Source organism: Burkholderia sp. BCC1996 (genome assembly GCF_905339955.1).
In the GTDB taxonomy this organism is placed as follows: domain Bacteria; phylum Pseudomonadota; class Gammaproteobacteria; order Burkholderiales; family Burkholderiaceae; genus Burkholderia.
On sequence record NZ_CAJPHM010000013.1, the window covers coordinates 180169 to 199587 of the forward strand.

The 19419-nt window shown below is 63.7% G+C and carries 13 protein-coding genes; 2 read left to right on the top strand and 11 right to left on the bottom strand.

Annotated features, from left to right (window positions below):
* Positions 1 to 16 precede the first annotated feature (16 nt).
* The 7 genes from U4Z64_RS20590 to U4Z64_RS20620 all read right to left on the bottom strand — a co-directional run bounded on the left by U4Z64_RS20590 (position 17) and on the right by U4Z64_RS20620 (position 8556).
* Positions 17 to 1366 (bottom strand): hypothetical protein, encoded by a 1350-nt coding sequence (locus U4Z64_RS20590; RefSeq protein WP_321820906.1) that lies wholly within the window; start codon positions 1364 to 1366, stop codon positions 17 to 19.
* Positions 1367 to 1887: 521 nt separating this feature from the next.
* Positions 1888 to 3252 carry a group II intron reverse transcriptase/maturase gene (gene ltrA / locus U4Z64_RS20595; protein WP_321820935.1) on the bottom strand — a complete coding sequence of 455 codons (1365 nt, stop codon included), beginning with the start codon at positions 3250 to 3252 and terminating at the stop codon, positions 1888 to 1890.
* Between the two features lie 528 nt (positions 3253 to 3780).
* Positions 3781 to 5175: a hypothetical protein gene (locus tag U4Z64_RS20600; RefSeq protein WP_321820907.1), complete on the bottom strand. Its 1395-nt coding sequence runs from the start codon at positions 5173 to 5175 to the stop codon at positions 3781 to 3783.
* 440 nt (positions 5176 to 5615) lie between these two features.
* Positions 5616 to 6686 carry a hypothetical protein gene (locus U4Z64_RS20605; protein WP_321820908.1) on the bottom strand — a complete coding sequence of 357 codons (1071 nt, stop codon included), beginning with the start codon at positions 6684 to 6686 and terminating at the stop codon, positions 5616 to 5618.
* Between the two features lie 419 nt (positions 6687 to 7105).
* Entirely contained in the window at positions 7106 to 7777 is a 672-nt protein-coding gene (locus U4Z64_RS20610) for a hypothetical protein (protein WP_321820909.1), read from the bottom strand.
* A gap of 28 nt (positions 7778 to 7805) precedes the next feature.
* On the bottom strand, positions 7806 to 8354 hold the full coding sequence (locus U4Z64_RS20615) for a hypothetical protein (protein WP_321820910.1): 549 nt from the start codon (positions 8352 to 8354) through the stop codon (positions 7806 to 7808).
* Positions 8344 to 8556: a hypothetical protein gene (locus U4Z64_RS20620; protein ID WP_321820911.1), complete on the bottom strand. Its 213-nt coding sequence runs from the start codon at positions 8554 to 8556 to the stop codon at positions 8344 to 8346. The genes U4Z64_RS20615 and U4Z64_RS20620 overlap by 11 nt, the downstream gene beginning before the upstream one ends.
* A 555-nt stretch (positions 8557 to 9111) precedes the next feature.
* Here U4Z64_RS20620 and U4Z64_RS20625 point away from each other — a divergent pair.
* Entirely contained in the window at positions 9112 to 9408 is a 297-nt protein-coding gene (locus U4Z64_RS20625; RefSeq protein ID WP_321820912.1) for a hypothetical protein, read from the top strand.
* A 172-nt stretch (positions 9409 to 9580) separates the two neighbouring features.
* Positions 9581 to 9790 (top strand): hypothetical protein, encoded by a 210-nt coding sequence (locus U4Z64_RS20630; protein ID WP_321820913.1) that lies wholly within the window; start codon positions 9581 to 9583, stop codon positions 9788 to 9790.
* 362 nt (positions 9791 to 10152) lie between these two features.
* On the opposite strand, the gene U4Z64_RS20635 is transcribed toward U4Z64_RS20630, so the two are convergent.
* The 4 genes from U4Z64_RS20635 to U4Z64_RS20650 form a co-directional block, all read right to left on the bottom strand.
* Positions 10153 to 10653: a DNA topoisomerase gene (locus U4Z64_RS20635; protein ID WP_321820914.1), complete on the bottom strand. Its 501-nt coding sequence runs from the start codon at positions 10651 to 10653 to the stop codon at positions 10153 to 10155.
* A gap of 70 nt (positions 10654 to 10723) precedes the next feature.
* On the bottom strand, positions 10724 to 12226 hold the full coding sequence (locus U4Z64_RS20640; RefSeq protein WP_321820915.1) for a DNA topoisomerase: 1503 nt from the start codon (positions 12224 to 12226) through the stop codon (positions 10724 to 10726).
* Positions 12223 to 18405, bottom strand: a complete 6183-nt coding sequence (locus U4Z64_RS20645) for a strawberry notch C-terminal domain-containing protein (RefSeq protein WP_321820916.1) — start codon at positions 18403 to 18405, stop codon at positions 12223 to 12225. The genes U4Z64_RS20640 and U4Z64_RS20645 overlap by 4 nt, the downstream gene beginning before the upstream one ends.
* Positions 18406 to 18604: 199 nt before the next feature.
* Complete coding sequence (locus U4Z64_RS20650) at positions 18605 to 19303, bottom strand: hypothetical protein (protein ID WP_321820917.1); 699 nt, start codon at positions 19301 to 19303, stop codon at positions 18605 to 18607.
* Positions 19304 to 19419 lie beyond the last annotated feature (116 nt).

A 19419-nucleotide genomic window follows, 5' to 3' on the forward strand; every position in this document is an offset into this window, starting at 1 on the left:
ATGATCACGGCCACAATCACGCACGCATGCCCGGCGACGCGCCTGCGTCCGTATCCTCGCCCTGGGCCCCGTGCTCACAGTCATCCTCGACACCCGTTCCGTGCGTATACGCCCGATTCGCACGCGCAAGCTCAGTCTCGAATGACACGCCAACGCGATCGCAGTAGTACTGCAGGCTACATAGCAACTCCGCCACCGCGCTCTCCTGGCCGACGCCATGTTTGCGGCACGACTGCAGGGCCGTCGCTGCCATGTGAACGCGATCGTCGCTCAGCGTTTCGGGATCCAGGTCCCGGTTCAGCAACAGAGAAGCATTCGGCCTGTATCCCTCTTCGAGGGCCCGGACGACGGCATCACGCAACGTTGGCGCTTCTGCGTGCCCATACGGTCCGCTTTCATCAAGCCACGTGACACGAAAGAATCCAGGCTTCGACGGATCTCGACCGGCGATGGCCGTGCGACCATCGCGTTTCTCAAAAGCAACAGCGCCATCCGCACCGCTCGCTTGAACTAGCTGGTCAGCGAGCGCTTCACGCTCCTTCTTTGCTCGCAGCGCCTTTGCCAGCAAATCGTTGAGCGATTCGCCCAGCGGTAATTTCGGTTGAGGGTTGTGGAGTGGTTCGTCACGGATGAAGTCCCACTCGCCCACTTCGTAGCCGCGGGTATCGTGAACCTTACAGTAGTAATGCAGCCCGCCGCGTTCCATGTAGATGTTCTCGGTGCCAACCGAAGAGATGCGTGCCGTGCCGAGCCCCGGCAGTTGCTCGATCTCCAGATCGATCGGATTGTGCTCAGTTCCGTCGCGGAACCGTGTTGGACGAGGCAGATCCGGCAGCATCTGCCCCATCTGTTGCGCGGACCGGATCACCCGGGCCCGTTCCACCTGCGCGTCGGCTTCAGACGCGTAGAAGAGATCGGCACTGCCCCATCCATTGCGGCCCTCGGCATCGATAAAGCTCAGAGACGGACCCGTTGCCCCGACCTCCGACCGTACGCCGTGCCAGACGACCGTGACCGGCCGCACCTGGACGTCGACCAACACGTCATTCCGGAATACCTGGTGGCTCTCGTAAAGATAGAGCGGCAGCGCCTTGCCCTCGAGATCCGCATGGCTCGCGCGCGGCGGGCCATCGTTCAGCAGAGCTTGCACGTCGGCCATCGCGCGCTCGAGGTACTCCCCAACTGCCATCTGGCCTGCGCGCTTCACCTCCTCCCGAAGCAGCCGCAGCGCCAGCGCCGGGTCGTTCCGCTCGATGATGTCAGCGATCGCGGGCGCCGAGCTGCTCCAGACGTGCGAGCCGCACTCAGCTTCGGTTCGCCATTGCTCGATCAACTCGCCTCGGGTCTTGCTCTGCTTGAGTGGCATCTCTCGCTCCTGGAATATCCTGCTTGCTTTCTACGCCAGCCGCGCATCCGCACACCTACGCGAATGACGTTGGCCTGACTCGCATTCCTAACGAATAAACAAAAAAATGGTATCCGCATTTCGCGGTTGATGGGTTCGTTCGGTACTGCGCCGAACAACTACTTTCTCACGCAAATGCTGCGCACCGTGATTTTGGTTCCGGCTTCTAGACTGGCCGCCTCAAATGTCTTGGCAGCATCTGACGCAGCGGCACTGCATGCCCGCTTAGACGTGAATTCCTGCGTTGCGGTTGCGGGAGCGGTTGCAGTGACGATGCTCAAGATTAGTACCCACATGAATAATTCACTCCTATTGATTTCGTACTTTTAGAGCGTGAAGAGCATGCTCTTGCTGGGCCGCAGCACATCAAATCAACCGCAAAATCCGGACACCCCAATCGGCATAGGGGGAAGCCAACAGGCTTCGCCCCTGCCACACCACCCGGCATGCGGGTCCGCACCGGGCGGTTCGAGGAGTTGAGGTCAGGAGAGACGGGGTAGGCCCAGACGGTCAAACCATGCGATGGGCAGCACGCCGTTGAGCAACTGCCCGCTGTTGCGCCACCAGCGACGGCCGTTGGCCGCCACTTGGCGCGCAGCATCATGCGCTGCGCCGAGTGCGCGCAGTTCACGGTACATGGTCGTGCCGCGCCTCCAGTGCTTCAGTTGGATCGCGCGCAGGCGATGGCGCAACCATTCGTCCAGTTCCCGCATCACGCCCGGCGTCTGCGCCAGACGGAAGTAGCCCTTCCAGCCCAGCAGGTAGGGCCTCAGCCTCTCCACCACCTGTTGCAGGCTGCTCCCACCTCGACGCGTCAGTTCCCGCACGCGTTGCCGGAACGTGGCCAACGGTTTGACTGCCACCTTGCGCTTGACCACACGGCCTGCGGCTACCCAGAAGCTGTAGCCCAGGAACTTGCGGCCAAACACGCTTGCCACGGCGCTTTTGGCTTCATTGATCTTCAGGCGTAGCCGCCCGTACTGCCGCTGCAACAGCGCCATTACCCGTTCGCCCGCACGGCGTGAGCGAACGTACACGTTCGCATCGTCGGCATAGCGCACGAAGCAATGACCCCTTCGCTCCAGTTCCTTGTCCACTTCATCGAGCAGCACGTTCGCCAGCAGCGGTGAGAGTGGTCCACCTTGCGGCGTACCCTCCTCCCGCCCCTGCACCACGCCATCGCTCATCACACCCGCGTTCAGGTACGCCCGGATCAGCCGGATGACACCAGCGTCCCCGATGCGCTTCTGCAAGCGGTCAATGAGAATGTCGTGATTGACCCGGTCAAAGAATCTTTCCAGATCGACGTCCACCACGATCCGCCGGCCCGATTGTACGTACGACTGCGCGGCTAACACCGCATCGTGCGCACGCCGCCCCGGTCGGAAGCCGTAGCTGTGCTCGCTAAACGTGGGATCTAGAATCGGTTGCAGCACTTGCAGCAACGCTTGCTGGATCAGGCGATCCGTCACCGTCGGGATGCCAAGCTCGCGCTCACCTCCATCCGGCTTCGGGATCGCCACCCGCCGTACCAGCATGGGCCGGTACGTCCCCCGCAGCAGTTGCTCACGTATTGCCGGCCAGGCTGTCACCAGATGCCGCGCGGTCTGGTCAATGTCCAGCCCGTCAACGCCCGACGCACCCTTGTTGGCTCGCACCCGTTTGAACGCCTGCCGCAGGTTCTCTCTCGTCAGCGCCGCTTCCAGCAACGCCGACCCTGTGCTCCTCGTCTCATGCCGCGAGCCGCAGGCTTCGTCGCTCACGGCTTCACGCACAGCTTCACCGCGCGCTGCCACCGCTCGCCCCGCTCGCGCGGGCATCTGACGCCTTGCCTGTTGCGTCGGCATGTCGTTGAACACTCCTCCTCGTTTGGTCCTTCGCCACTAGCCTCGGCCTTCCCGGCCTATCCTGCGGCTACTACGACCTCGGCTGACTCCTCGCTCCGGCTCGACGCCGTTGCCCTTTCAGGCATGAGGCGAGGCCTCCCCAGGTAAGAACGCACTCCTTCATCGCACAACCGCCGCATCTACGCCGCTTCGCCTTGATCACGAGAGCTTCGCGGTTTCTGGCCCGCTCGCCCTGCTCAGCAGCGCCTTCTATGCAGTTCTTGTTCATCGGCTCGCGATTTACGCTCCACGCTTCCTCCCCACGCTCGGTCGCCCTCACGCAGTTGCGCTTCACTTCATTCGCCGTGACCAGCTTATGGCGGGACTTCCACCCGCAGGAGTGCGCCCATGCTGGGCGCACCAAAAAAAAACCCGGTCTCACGGGGTAGAGACCGGGCTGCGCATTCATCCGACTACCGGGCAGAGAGGACCCCGAATGGTATCGCGCAATTGCCGCTACGAATCTGATCTACCCCATCCATTCCAGATCTACTTGCCTCCAGTGGCCGCGCGGTGCGCCGCCATCAGCTGCGGCTGGAATTCCTGGCGCTCGGTCGCAGCCAGCACCTGACCGAGCATCACGTTCGTCTTTTGCTGCGCGAACAGCAGTTGCGTCAACAGATAGTTCTGCGCCGCGCCGATCATCACGCTTTCGCGTGCAACTGCGTCAGGAGAAGCTTGTGCGATCGAGTTGTACCATTGGCCGTTCAAGTAGCGACGCTGCCCCTCGAGATCCAGCAGCTGATGAACCGAGATACCGTCGCTGCCCCACGACGGAAAGCTGTCGCTCAGGTAGTTCTGGACGAACGTCGCCGTGCCATTGCTCGGATCGTTCTGCATCATCTGATTGATCACATTCACCAGACGCTGGTCGGCCGTACTATCGCCGACCCAGTCTCGAGCCGGTTTGTTTGCCATCGACATGCGTGCCGCATACATGTCGTGCAGCGCGAGGTAGCGTGCGCCTGCATTCGTCTGCAATTCAGACTTCGACAGGTCGCGCAGCTCGAGCGGCTGATCGAGATTGTGCAGGTACATCTCGATCGCGGCGTATTCCTTCGTGTTCTGCTTGATCGTCAAGTGCTGCTTCATCTTGGTGATGTCGGTCGTATTCTGCGGACCGTCGAACAGCGTCTCAGCAGAGACGTCCGCGTCGATGTAGGTCGCGCCGGCCGGATTGAATCCAGCCATCTGGCACATCACCCCGCGCATGTTGGTCGTCGACGCATAGCCCTGACACGCGCCCTGCGCCTGCGTCTGGGTCATGGCCTCCGGCGTCGGACGGCGCACCTGCCCTTTGTCGACCTTGATCAGGTTGGTGAGCTGGTCGTTCGGTTGCGGCGCCGGCGGGGTTCCGCCACCCGGAGCGCCACCGCCCGCACCGCCGCGTGCCGGCGAGCCCGACATCACGCTGCTCACCCCCTGCGTAATCGCGGCATTCGCGCACGCCGTCGGCGCGATCTCATACTTCATGTTCATGCCGTTCTTGATCTGCTCGGCCTGCGCGGTATTCGCCTGGTTGACCTGGTTGTTCGACGAATTCGTGATTGCGGAGGCATTGATCGTGCCAAGTTGCGCAATCGCGGCAACAATCGCCTGCGAACCAGCCTGCACTGCCGCGACGACACAGCCGTCGCAAATGGCGAATGCCGAATGCGAAAACGACAGGCCCGCGAACACCATACTGATGCGAACCACGCTGCCTACGCTTCGCAGCCGGCTGAAAAACGGAATCTTGCGCATCGCTGCCACCTTAAAACGACAGGAAATTGGAGACGCTGTTCCAGAAGCCGCTCGACTGTGCGGTCGACGACGTCGTGGACAACAGGGGCACCGAGCCGACGCCCGGAACCTGCACCGGCGGGATCGTCGCCTGTACGCCATTCAAGCCGATCGATCCGTAGCCTCCCGGCAGCGTATAACGCTGGTTCGCGAGTTCTGTCACGGGCGCCGTCGCCACCTGACAGGCAGCGTTCAACATGGTATTGAGCGCGCTGTTCAGCAGGCTCGAGATGTTCGGCACGGCGAAGCCGCCGGTCAGAATCTTCTCCATGTTCGTCAGGCATGCGTTCGCCGCCTTCTGCGCCTGACCGAGCCAATTGTTCACGGCGTCCACCGACTGCTTCTGGTTGTTCAGTGCGTTCAGCGACGCCTGCTGGATGTTCGAACAGTTCGTCGCAGCAAACTGTGCATGAGCCACACCCATACCCCCCACGCCGAAGGCCATTGCCAGAACGCCGGCTTCCAGGAATTTGCGCATGCGCACGCTTTGCCTCTTGCGCAACACGTCCCGCGTGGCGAGACCCACGCCCGAATCGAAATCCTTACGCCATCTTTTCATGGTGCTCTTCCCGAGAAAGGACGCGCTCATACGCGGCAACCGCGAGCGCCTCAATCTGCTGATACCCTTGACTGGCGTGTGCCCAGCAGACATCCAGCCTCGCGGCCCACGCCGCTTCGCTGATGGTGTTGCCAGTGGTCTCCCCCGCGACGGCACGCTCACCCTGATCCGCCGCAGCGTGGATCTCGGCCGACAGAAGCGCCGCGACGCTACTCAGCATGTCCCGAATGTGTTGCTCGCGCAGTGCCTCGGGCACGCGCGAGGTCAAGCTGGACATCAGCACCTCATCGAGCGCTGCATTCGTCAGCCGACCGGCGGCCGCCGCGGCCGGCGCACCGCGCAGACCCGCCTGCGCCAGTGCCTCGGCAAGCGAGAACGCGACGCGTGCCGCGACAACCAGAAAACGGCCCGGCGCCTCAGTGACGTCAGCGACGTCAACGACCGATGCGGCCGACGCCCGCGCATCACCACCGGCCACGGCAGTCACCCGCCCAACACGCCCCACGCGCCCTTCGACGATCGCGTCGACTAGCGCATTCGCGCTGTCGACGAGCGGATCAACCTCCGCCTCCCCGCCCGCTTCCCACTGCCTCGCCAACAGACCGGCGGCCAACTCCTGCCATTCCGTTTGTGCCTGCGCCTGCATGGCGCTCGTTGCACTAGACACGGACCGCGCCGTCAGTGCCTGCGCAAAGGCCTGCGCCCCCAGCACCAGTCGCTCGAGCGTCGCACGCTTGGCTCCCGGATCGGCTTGCGATCCAGGGCGGTACGCCACGGCGGCCACCAACCGGGAAAGGCTGCGCACGACGTGCGTGACGGCCGGATCGGTCGCATCGATCCGATCGACGTCGCCTTCGGTCGACGCTCGCACAGCCACCTCGCCTTCCAGCCGCCCCGCCGATTCCGAAGCCCGCTGATCACGCTGGGCAGCAACGTGCGGACCATCGACAGCCAGCACAACAGGCGCGGCGGGGGCACGCGGCTCATCGGCATCCGCGCCCGCCGGGTTCAACAACGCAGAGAAGACCGAGCGCCCCGCGGACGCTGCAGCCATCTCCGACGCCGCGGCCCCCGCCGACGATCCACCCTCTCCACCTTCGGCTCGTTCACCGCCACGCCCCGCCTCCCCAGCCGGGAACACCAATTCCACGGGTCCCGACGGCAAAACCGGTGCATCAGGAAGCACGCCTGGCGGATGGAACACGGGCAGCCCGGGATTTGTCACCGACGTCGACATGCTCGATGGCGCGGTGTCAGGCGGTGCCATCGAGACGAGTCCCGCTGACGCACTGGGCAACGATCCGGACGGCGGCGATTCAGGGGGCGCAGGCTGTGTGACCGCGGCTGGTGCCGGCGCAGACGCAGACGCCTTACTGGATGGCTTGCGCGCGCCCTGCTTGAGCGCGGCGAAGCCTGCGCCGCCCGGAAGGGTTTCCCGCGGGGCCGCGCCCGATTTAACAGTGCTTGCCTCGCTCATCGCGGTGTAGGCGTTTTCGTTAGCGGCCATTTAAAGAGCCCTGCGCGGCCGCCGCCGGCGCCGCCCATCAGTTTGGCCAAGCGCGATCCCAGCAACCCGGTTGGGGAATCGTCAGCTGATCCCCCAGACTGCCCGCCTTCAGCGCCCGTGGCTTCAGAAAAGAACTCGAGGACCGGCATGATGTCGACTTCGGCATCGTCGTCGAGGCCGAGCACCGTATCGGCCGCTTCAATCAGATACAGCATGCGCACCGATGCCCAGCTGTCTGCCCGTCCATCCAGCGGCGCGAGCCGCGCGACCTGCCCAAGCATCGCAGATTCGGACGGCTCCAATTCCATCGCCAGTCCTTGCGACAAGCCGAACTGGCGTGAGCCGTCCGGGTGAACGGCATGCTCGATCATTCGCTCATGCGCGCGCAGCGCGATCAGCGGCAGCAACCCTTCCGGCGCGAACACGTCCTCAGCCGGAAACTCCAACGGCCCGAAGCGGAAACTGACGTTCATCGATCGCGCGTACGCCGCCAGTACCCGATAGGCCTCGGGCACGAACAATTCAAACAGGGAATCCGCGTGGGAACCCGCATCGCTTCGCGCATCCCACCCCGCCACTTGCGGATTCGACTTCAGTCCGGGATTCAATGCGGACTGGCGCAGATCGGCCCGGTTCATGGTCGACTCCATCCGTCACCCCGCCCTGTCACGCGCCCGGCGTCATACCGGCCCACGCTTCGCCCTGGTCAGCCGTTGATTCACCCGCCTCGTCGCCATCGCCGTTTGCTTCCAGATCATCGGCGCGATGCATCGCTTCATCGCTCACGTCGAGCGGTTCGAGCGCGATATCGTTCGCGTAACCGCGCTCGTAATCCCGGAAGATCTCACCCATCTCGCCCGGGCGCGCGAGGATTTCCGCACGGAGGCGGTCGCACCAGTCCTCCATGTTCAACTCTTCCACGCAACGCAGGAAGGTCAGGGTGCCGGGTTGAGTGCCAAGCACCCAGTCGCGCGCGCGCTCGGCGTGCCTTTGCACAATGCGCGGCGCGTCTGCCTGCCCACGCTGAATATCCCGGATCGCCAGCGAAATCATGTTCGAGCACAAGCGGCGGCGACCGCCCATGTCGAATCCATCGAACACATCGACTTGCGCATCGACTTTCGCATCGATTTGCGCGTGGACTTGCGTGGACGGTGCCGGCGTATTCGCAGCCGACCGCGCCCCGTGCCGCACCAATGCATGATTAAGCGACATCGCTCACCTCCGGCTCGGCAACCTCCGCCGCTCCTCCCTCGCGCAAACCGCGCAGCATTCCGACGTTGACCGAGTCAAACTCGACCCTCGTCCAGCCATGGCGCCGACAGATCTCTTCCGGAGAATGCCCGGCGACATAGAACTCGCGAAACACCGTCCGCTGAGGCTCGGACATGCGTTCCTGCGCACCTACCAGATCCATTGTTCGCATCCGTCTCACCCCGCTCACCAATCTGTTCATTGCGTCGCCACGCGCCACGCACTGTCCGCACCCCCCAGACAAGCCGCACCATAAATGATTCAAGCTTGATACATTGCATTCTAAAGCGAATTTCCACGAACGACATATCTGGCATGGATTTTTTGTTGCACGCCACGGCCGCACAGGCTAAAAGTGGAGCAGGAAACGGTCGGATCGGTGAAATAGTCGGCCTTACGCCCGAGGTTTCCCTGATCGAGAATGGCTGGCACCCCGCCACGGCGGAACAAGGAAAGGCATGAAAGCGGCTTGGGATCGCGTGAAATTGCGGTTCGACTACTGGGAGGGCGATGGCCCTGTCGGCGGAGATGAACTCCGCACGCGCACCGGGCGGCGGTACCAGATCGTTTCGGTGAATCGTCGAACGCTCGACTGCCTCGTGTTACCCGCCGACGCAGAAGTGCAAGGGCGCGTATTCCGCTGGGAATGGCGCACGCGGTACAGAACGAAGTAGCCGAAAGCGGAGGGAGATCTCAATGCAAGATGAGGGAAGATCGCATGCGAGTCGAGTTCAACCAGAAAGGCACGTGGGCCGCGCTCGACGCGGCTCGGAGATGGTGTCGTGAGAACGGCATCTCTGTCGGACAGTCCTGCGCCTCGGGGCCATCCGGACTGCTTTTTGGAAAAATCGACTGGATTGCCAAATGGCGCAACCTTACGCAAGACGAACGGGATGCGCTGCACGGGACCATGAGCGGCGATTTTCGCGAGGGGCCGGTTGTGATCGTTCTCAAAGATGAAGCGGTCGCCGCGCAGATGGCCTGTATGAAGGCTAAGCAGCCTGCATCGGCGTAGAGGAAAACGCAAGCTCGCGTCGGAAGATACGCGAGTTGGCGTGACCAACGAGAAGTCCACAGGCGTAGTGAAGCTTTCATTCCAGCCGACCGGTCCTGACAAATCGAACAACGGCGACGCGCGAGTCGGCGGAGCCGCAAGATATTCTTGACATGCCATTTCAGAGAAACCCGTGAACGACCACATCAACGCCAATAACAACTACCGAATCAACGCGTGCGAGATGTCCATTGCTCGCGGCCCGTTTTCCTACGAATTGATTCGGACACGCCAAACTGGCAGATGGAGACTGCAAGATTCCAATGACAACGCCGTGGGCAGCGCCGAAGACGAGGCGGCAGCGATCGAGGCGGTTCGAGTTTTGAATGCCTGCAACCTTTGACACCACGGAAAAGCGTGATGAAGGGCATCACCGGGTGTCGCCTTCGGGGGACGACGTCAAAGGGCCGCGGAGATCGCCGAGATGACCGGTGTGTATCAGGGTGCGTGGCGAACCTTTTCGCTAATGGCGGCACATTCGACTCTTACAGTGGCCGGACACGCCTTTGGCAAACACCTGCTCGATCTGCAATTTGGGCCGTCCTTCGAGCATGTCGAGGCGGCGCTCGGTCTGGCGCGGGACTGCCTTCGACTCGGTCTCGAGTCTGTAGCGCCACTTTTCGCTGTCGACGCTTGATGACAATGAGCGGGCCATGTCCTACGCCGATTGAAACGTTCCAGTCGCGTGGGCCCTGACCTGACGAGTCACGCAGCTTTCCGTTTCTTCGACTCCTCGACCATGCTCGAGACGAACGCGCGCTCTTTCTGCAACACGTCCTCGAGCGTGACCTGGCCGCGCTCGATCATGCCGAAGACCATCTCCCACTTGGCCGTCAGCGCCGGGCTGCACATCCATTCCGGCAGCTGATAGCCCGACCCTCCGCCCGTGACGAGGTCGCGCAGCTCCTGTGCCGAGAGGATCTCGTGACGCTTGCCCTTCTTCTCAGTGACAAAGGCGCCGCGCGTGATCAGGCCTTCGATCATCGGGGTTCGGGTACGAGACGTCCCGAGCCCACCCGTTTCCTTCAGCATGTCGCGATCGGCCTGATTCGTCGCAAAACGGTAGGCGCCGACCATGTCGTCCATCAAGGTCGCCTGCGTATAACGCTCGGGCGGGGTCGTCGTGTGTTCCTCAAGCCTCGCAGCCTTGCCCCGCACGACCTGCCCGACCTGATAACTCAAGGCCTTTACCGATTCGTCGCTCATATCCTGACATCCTCCTGCACCTGATTCCTGAACATCGCATCTGCGCCGCCGCCGCACTGCGCAACACCCATCACCGCGGGCGGTGCCCCACCAGTTCGGCCTCCGCTTCGGCCTGCTGCTCGGCGGCCTCGTCTTCCTCGCGTTCGTCCTCTTCGGACAGGCCCTCGGCCTCCTTCCAGCCGCGCTGCACCGTCTGTCGCGCGCTGGCGCGGAACTCATCTTCACCAAACATCGCGGCCAGAGTCGTCTTGAGGTACTGAAACGGCGGGTAGAATTGCGCCGTGTAGCGCCGCATGACGACGTCGAACACCTTGGTTTCCCTGTCCGAGAGGCCGGCTGCGACCGTGCCCATCGGGATGATGGCAAAGTGCTCGTCGATCTTCCCGTCATTCCATGCGCGAGACTTCAACGCCGGGTTCGCACCCGCCGCCACCTTCGCGTTGAAGTCCCCGAGCTTCTTCAGGATGCCTGGCGCCTCGGCGAGCTTCGATTCCGGCAGGAACCGACAGTCGGTACCCACGTACGAGATCATCTTGCGCTTCTCGTACAGCTCCTGCGCGGTATCCGCCACTTCCTTCAGCGTCATGCCGAAGCGCTTGCTGCACGCGACCTGCAGATCCGCGAGCGAGAACGGCAGCGGCGGCCCCTCGCTTTTTTTCGTCTGGTCCGCCAACGTGATTGTGCCGGTCTGGCCGCGGTTGATCGCGTCAACCACCGCCTGCGCCAGCCGCCGATCGACAATACGCCCCTTCTCGTCAAAACCCGGTTGGCCTTCGGAACCTTTGCGCTGATACCAGCGCATCTGCGTGCCATCAATCAGCGTCACGACCGGCACGTAATACTGGACCGGCTTGAAGGTCTCGATATCGAGGTCGCGCTTTACGACCATCCAGCACACCGGGCTCTGCACGCGCCCCGCCGACGCGCGCCGGCGCTGCAGCAGCTTCTGCAACGCCATCGACACGCTCATGCCGAGCCAGAAGTCAAAAAACTGCCGCGCTTGCGCCGCCAAACGCTTGCGCACCCAGCGCGGATCGCCATTCGATTCCGGATTCTGGAACGCACGCCGGATATCGTCGTGCTGGTTCGAACTCAGATCGACCCGCAGAATCTTCTTCTGGCTGCCGGCCGGGTCCACGCCTGCGTGCTCGAGCAACTCGTCCACGATCAGTTGCCCCTCGCGATCCGTGTCGCCCGCATTGATGATCGTCTTCGCCGACTTCATCATCGCGATGACCTTCTTGTACTGCTCGTTCGGCACCGGCTTGCCGTCCCGCATTTTCGGCTTCCCCTTGGCGTCGCGCTCCGGCTTTGGTACCGCACGCAGCGGATAGGGCATGAACGGCTCAACGTTCGTCGGGTGAGGACGCTCACCCTCCGGATACTCGTCGGGCTTGATCGTCTCGAGCAGGTGGCCAAAGAGATGCGCCACTGCCCATCCGTTCTCAAGCAAAAGGCAGCCGTCATCCCGAGAACTCGCCCGGTTCACCACCTTGTAACCGAGCGCATCGACCACATCGCGCGCCACGCTCGGCTTTTCCGTCAACACCAGGGTATCGAATTTCACGCTCATGCAGCCTCCCGCTGATTCAATTCATCGCCATCCCGTTCGTCATCGTCCGGTCCGGTCGTAACAGCACCTGCTGCATCCGCCGCCACGGCCGCGACGGCCGCGTGTGCCTCCGCCGCCGCACGCGCATCCTCGTCCGCCATACGCGCCAGTTCGACTTGACGCTCGCGCAGCATCGCGTCGCGCACAACAATCTGCTCGGCACGGTACTCGTCCTCATATACGTCGAGCACGGCATGCAGCGGGTCGTAGTCGCGACGCGTCAGGTAGACCGTTTCCACATCCTTCGCGCGCAGCACGATCGGCAGCGTCGTAATGTCGCCCGAGAAGATAGCGGTCCTGCCGCGGCCATTGCGCTTCGAGCCAATACGATTTCCGAGGACCTCGTCATCACCCGCCATGCGAAGCTTCTCGCGCAAACGCCTGGCCTCGGGCGTCGATGTCTGAAGCTGCCAGATGAAACTGCCATCGCGCATCGCGAAGTACAGGACATCCTCACCATTGCGCTTGATTGCGTCGTGCAGGCTCAGATGGAACGGGATAGTGGTGGTCTGTCCGAACTGAGAAAAATCGCGCCCGATGCGCACGAGCAACTCGTGGCGGCTGATTGCACGCGGCAGCGAGCGCAGATCGAAGCCTTGCAGGTTCGCCTTGACCATGATGGCCCGGCGCCGCACGCCCTTTTCGTCCGTGAACAGCACACCCGAGCCCAGCTTGTTCTCGGCCGCAATCTCGCTTGCCGCATACAGGTTGCCGTCCAGCACGGTGCGCGTACGAATCAGGCGCCCGCCAGGCGATTCCTCGAAGCTCTCGGCAAGCACCGAACGCACCATCGACAGCGGCCTGACCACTTCGTCCACGCCCTCGGCGGCCTCGACAAGCCTGACTTCCGCTCCCTGCGGATCGAACACGTCCGGCGACAGCACGCGGACGTCGTCGCCGTAGGACATCATGGCCGCAAGCGACATTTCGAACGGGCTGCGATCGCCCGCCTTGATCATCTGGACCTTGTGCTGATCCAGATTCAGTTCACGGTTATGCGCCGGCATCGTCCAGCCCGTGACCACGTACGCCTCGCCCTCGTCACCAAATACCGACCAGTTGACGAGCGCGCCCGGTGTGAGGTTCGGCACGTTTTCCCGGAACCAAGTGCCGCGCGCAACGCAGCGCTCGACCGCGTTCAGGTTGCGAGCAGCCAGCGCGGCTTCCACCGTCTGGTAGTTCGTCGCCTGCAACGCAATCCGGCTCATTGCCTCGAACATCTGACCGACGCGGTTCACGTAGCGCGACACGTCGAGACCGCCCGCCGAGACCGGTTGCGCGTAGCGATTGTCGAAATCGCCCACGCCCTGCTCGACCAGACGCCCTCGCCCCCCCTTCACCAGGTCCGTCACGGCGCCCCAGCGCGCCGGCTGGACTTCCTCTTCCCACTGGATTTCCGATACGTACACGGGCGAATCGAACACGGACTGGCCCGGGATCTCGATGCCCGACAGAACGGTGCGCTCGACCTGACGGACCTTGTGCGGGATCTCCTGCGCATTGAGCGGGTTCTCGCCGCGCATCTCTGCGCGCAGCACGATATCGTCGAAACGGCCCAGCAACTCCTCGTACACGCGCTTTTGCTCCGCGACGCGCAGAAGCGGCACGCGCTTGATCACGGTGTCCGCAAAGGTGATCGGCGGCGTTACATCGCTCGACATGATGCTCTCGTCGAGGCCGAGACGCAGCAGCATGCCGGGGTTGTCGCGCAGGAACTCGATCGCGGCGTCGCGGCCGACTCCGTTCACGAGGTCCGGGATCCGGTTATCCTCGAACACGTTGTTGCGCGAGCTGCGCATGTTCGCCGACAGGCGGCGCAACTTGCCGTTCTGCATCATCAGCAGACGCAGCGACGCATAGAGGCCGCTCGAAACGCACGTGATGATCGGCGGCGTAACCTGATCGTAGCGATTCACGCGCCCGAACAACTGGATGCGGTCCGACACGTTGTTCGGGATCTGCGTCTCGAAGAGTTCGCGCTGGCGCGTGTCCGCGAAACGCGGGGAGGCGTGCAACGAAATACCGGCGGCACCCGCACGATTGATCAGCGTGACGTCCAAATCGCCGTCGTTGAACGCGTTCACCGAAGCCGTCACCTTCTTCTTCGAATTGTTGCGGCCCCCGAGCACCGATCGACCGCCGCCGATGTCATGCGCGACGGTCACGCGTCCCGACACCTCACCGACCCGATAACCGCCATGGGTCAGGCGCGCTGTCAGGATGTCGGGAACTGACATCGCCAGGTCCGGCAACGCATCGATCGATTCCATGATGCGCTGCATGCCTGCGCGATATTTCTCCCTGAATGCCGGATCGAGTCCCTCGATATCGTCAATGAACTGGAGGCGGCTGTCGTCCGCGGCCCCATCGTCATCGTCGCCGTCGTCCTCGCCATGCACGCCGGCGCGCGCCGTTGCATCGGTCGCCATTGCCCGGTTCCCATCCGCTTCGGCGCGCTCGATATCGGCAAGCATATCCTCGCCAGATCTCCACGACACCACGCCGAGCGACGCCGCCAGATGCCGCAGCATATGCTTGACGTTCGGCGTCTCGATCTCGGAGACCTTCGGCACCTGATCCTCAGGAATGCCCTCGCGGCGGGCCGCGGCGTGCATCCGAACCGTGGCCTCATGCGCCACGCGTTGTGTGAGCTTTTCGTTCGTGTCCTCGAACACGATCACCGGCTTGCGGCCCTCCTGAAGCGCCTCGATCACGAGGTCCGCCGTGTATTCTGCGGTCATCGCAGCTTCGACCCGGCGAATCGTCTGGTACAGGTTCGTGCCGAGGTTGAACTGCAGACGCGCGACCCGCATGCGACGCAAGGCACGACGGGCCTCAGCCTGATCGTCGGCAGACTCGTCGGCGTTCAGCGCACGCGTGCGCAACTGCCCCTGGATCATCTCGACGATCTCCGTGCGCTGCGTGCGCGCGCGATCGAAGACACCCAGCGTCTCGCTGTTCAGCTTCGTGAACATGCGGTTCGTCTCGCCGGCCACGAACGCCATCGCTCCCAGGACCTCCGCGATTTGGTCCGACACGGCTTCGTTTTGTGCGCGCCGACCCTCGTCGATCTTGATCTGCACGACGAGCCTGCTCATGTCATGTTCACGCCGGATCAGCGCACCCTCACGCGCCAACATCGTCGACAGTGTCTCGAGGAACCCTTCCCCGCCGCGTTGCATCGTCTGGCGCAAGCCGTCCACATTGATCTGCGGCGGCAGCGCGCGGCGGTAGATGCCAATGTTCTCAACGCTCTTGGCCCACGTCGCCGACGAATACACGACACCCCATGCGCGCGACGTCAGCGTTTCGACGAAGTTCGCGATGTTCGAAGACGCGCCGGCGGCTTCATGCGCCTCGTCAACCACCACAAATGCATCCTTGCACTGGCTGAGCAACCATTTCGCCTTGGCCGACTGCTTCCCGCTGAACTGCGAGTAGGTCGCGAACACCATGTTGCAGTCAAGTTCCCCGAGCGACATGCCCGTGTCGGCAATCTTGCGCATCTGGTCGACCGACGTGCCCTTCGCGAGCACCGATCGATCGCCCATGATGTCGATCAGCGCGCTTTCCGCATTCACCAGGAACGGTTTGACGCTGTCCCAGACCTTGATGTCCTTCATGTCCCGGACGAGGTCCGAGAAGAGGTTCGTGCCCTTCGTCAGGAAAATGACCGGGTGCCCTTGCTGCAGCGCCCAGCTGCACAGGCCGCCAATCGTGCGACCCTTGCCGATACCCGTCTCGTCGCAGACGATCAGGCTGCGCGACTCCTTCTCATTGCGCACGATCCCGAGTGCAATCGCGTCCAACTGCTCAGGCGAAAATCGCTCCGCCAGCTCGGCCGGCGACAGGTGCAGGCCGCGACCTACGATCTGTTCCGGCGATCCGTACAGGCTCGCGATCTCGGCAAACTTCTCGTTGAGCGCGCCGAACATGTTCTTCGGCACCATCGTGCGCGCCTCGCCGAGTTGCGACGCGGCCTGGTACGGCACCTGCAGCACGTTCTCGGCCGTCTCGCGATCGAGGTTGATGCCCTCCGGCAGGGCTTCCTCGATGCCGCGCTCGCGAATCGCATCGCGCACCGCATCACGCACATCGTCCCAGTCGTGCAGCACCTTGAAGCGGCGGATGCGTTGGCCGGACTCGTGTGCGTTGACGGTCGAATCGGACTCGACCGCGGCCGTGACCGGCTGCTGAACCTTCTTGATCGCTACCAGCCGCAGACCGCTCGCGGTACCCGCCCGGCGCTGCAGCTCGACCCCGGTCTCGAACGCAGCGTCGATCGTTGTCCTGGCAGCCAGCCAGTCATAGAACGTGCGCGAATCACCGTCGGCGATCACGCCCGGCGACAACGAATCATCGCCCGCGAGAACCAGCACCGCGCGACCGCCGTCATCCAGTCGCAACACCTGCTCGACGGCTTCGACGTAATCCGCGCGCTGCAGCGTCACGCCACTCGAGCCGCCAATGGTGCGCACCGCACCGTAGACCGGATCCGCATTAAACAGCAACGCCTGCGCGTCAAGCGCGTACACCGCGCCGTACCACTTCACATCCTCGGACAGGTCCGCCGGCGATGCCGCGCCCGGCAGCGCCTCATTGCGACCGGCGCGAATCTCGCTACCCTTGGGCAGCACGGCCGCCAGCGCGCCATCCTGCCCGTGCGGCACCGCCACGCGCTTGTCACGCGTGTCACCCACGAGCCACTGAGCTGCCACCGCGAGCGGCAACGGCAAAGCCGCGTGACCGCGATTGCGCACCAGCGCCTCGGGCAGACGCTCGTAGAGATGCACCGCAGTGTCGTACGCGTCGTGCGGCACCTCGAATTCGCGGCGCAGATATCGCGTCATGGCCGCCTCGACCGCGGCCCGCGCTCGCGCGACCTCGCCCTCGACACGTGTGCCGGTCATTGCTTCCGCAAGGCGTTCGAGATCCTCCTGATACTGGACCTCGCCCGCCAACATGGCCTGCACGAAGCCATCCGCGCAGGCCATCGCATCGCCGTCGCTCGAGGCGCGCAGGAAATAGACCGGCACGGGCAGCTCGGCCTCGGTCACCTGCACACCGTCCTTCTCGCGCTCGATATAGCGCCCGAACGCGCCTTCGAAGACCTTGTCGCCGTTCTGATTGCGCCCCCAGTAGCGCGACGCACCGTCCTCGGTCGACAGCGCACGCGTATCCGAGTCCGCGGACGACACGGGGGAAACATCGCCCGAATCCTCCCCGTCTTCCCCGCCGAACTCGCCGTCATCTTCGGCACTGCCCGCGCCCACGTCATCCGACGCCCCGTCGGGCCGCGACGCGGCCGGACGCCGTGCGCCAGCCGAGGCGCGCAGACGCGCCTCACGTGGTTCGCGCGGCTCGCGATGCTGACGCTGCTGGTTCTCACGCAGGTTCTCACGCGAAGAATCCGCAGATGCTTGGCTCGCAGGCTCGGACTCAGAAGTCGGACCGTGCGACACCGCACCTTCCACCGGATGCGCGTTCGCCCGTTCGACAGGCCCACCCGGCTCGGCCGGCTCGGCCGGCGACCCAGCATGATCCGGTGCCTGCGCATCTTGCGCAGTTTGCTCGCGCCGCGCATGCAACTGCTCCCGCGCGGCCGCGTCGCGTGCCGCCTGTTCGCGCGCCATCGCCGACAGGCGCGCAAACGGGGAAGCCGGTGCAGGTGTTGGTGCAGACGCGGGTGTAGAGGCCGGTTCAGCCGCGGGCGCCGGCGCAGCCGCAGCAGGAACCTGAGCAGGCTGGACCGGATGTCCGACGCGACCTGGATCCGCGGACGGCCGGGGCCGGGAACCGGCGGGAGCGGTAGCGGCAGGAGCAGTAGCGGCGGGGGTAGCTGCCGGCGCCGAGGCCGGAGCCTGCCGGCTCAACGACTTCACCTCGACGTCTTCACGCGCCATCTCCGCCACGCGAGCGTTCGGGAAGATTTGCCGGTAGTCGCGGATCGAGAGCTTGCCACTCGCTTCGCGCAGCAGGTACTTGCCGCTGCCGCCCGCTCGATACCCCAGCTGTCTGATCGCCTGCTGCCACTCGGAACGTGCCGAGTCCAGTCCGAAAATGAGCAGGTACGTCTTGCCCTTGTTCACCGCGAAGCGCAGGCGTGCGCCGCGCTCGTCACTCAGGTCGAACCACTGCATGACCCCACTCCCGATTCTGGCAATCCATCCATGCACATCCGGGCCACTTCGTATTCCTTCAACGACCTCTCATCGCCCGGCACGATTTCCCTTCCAAGACAGCAAAAAGGGAGAGCTGACGCCCTCCCTTTTCACTGTCACGCACCGGGAGAGATAGACCGACCGATCCCGACCCCGGTGCTCGGCGTCGCCCGTCCGATCAGCCGCGCGGCGCGCCGGCCCCTTCCGTCTCGGGTTCGCGTTCGTCTTCGCCCGGGATGTCGTCGAGGTCGACGTGATCGCCCGGCTCCGCGGGCACCGCGCCCTCGGTCTCGCCCGGCGACTTGAGCTTGTCGACGATCTTCTGGAACAGCCCCGACACGATGTCGTTGATCTCGGCGCGGTCGTACAGGGTCTTGCCGTTCAGTTTCACTTCCTTCGCACGGGGCAGATTGCCGTCCGGCGTGTCGTACTTCGGCTTCAGCGTCGCTTGCGCGCCTTCCTGACGGGCCGACAGGTGATGAATGTCCTTGCTCGCGATCTCGTCGTTGAGCAGCTTTTCCCCTTCCTTGGTCGTCGTCAGGTTGAAGCGGACCGGCGTGTCCGGCTTGTCCGCCGCTGCGTTGAGCAGGCCGATCATGCGCGCGCCCATGTTGGTGTCGAGACGGAACGACACGATCACGCGCGAGCCGTCCTCGACGCCCTCGAGATGGAGTTGACCCTTCGGGATCGGCTCGCCCTTGTATTCGTCCTCGCGAAACGACAGCTTGCGCACGAAGGCGTAGTCGATCTGGTCGAACGTCATCCTCGCCTTCGCATCGCCCGTGCCCTCGGAGTGCACGAACTTGCCTTCCTTGCCGTTCAGGTTCACGAACACCGCAGCCGGCCCGGACTGGCGATTCTTCAGAATTGCGCTCATCACTTGTTCCTTCGCGAGCGGAAGTGAGGAATGCCGCCGTTGCCCGCTCATCCGCATCGGCCGCCGCACGAGGATCGCTCCTCGCGCAAATCACCCAGAAGCAAAGCGCACATAAG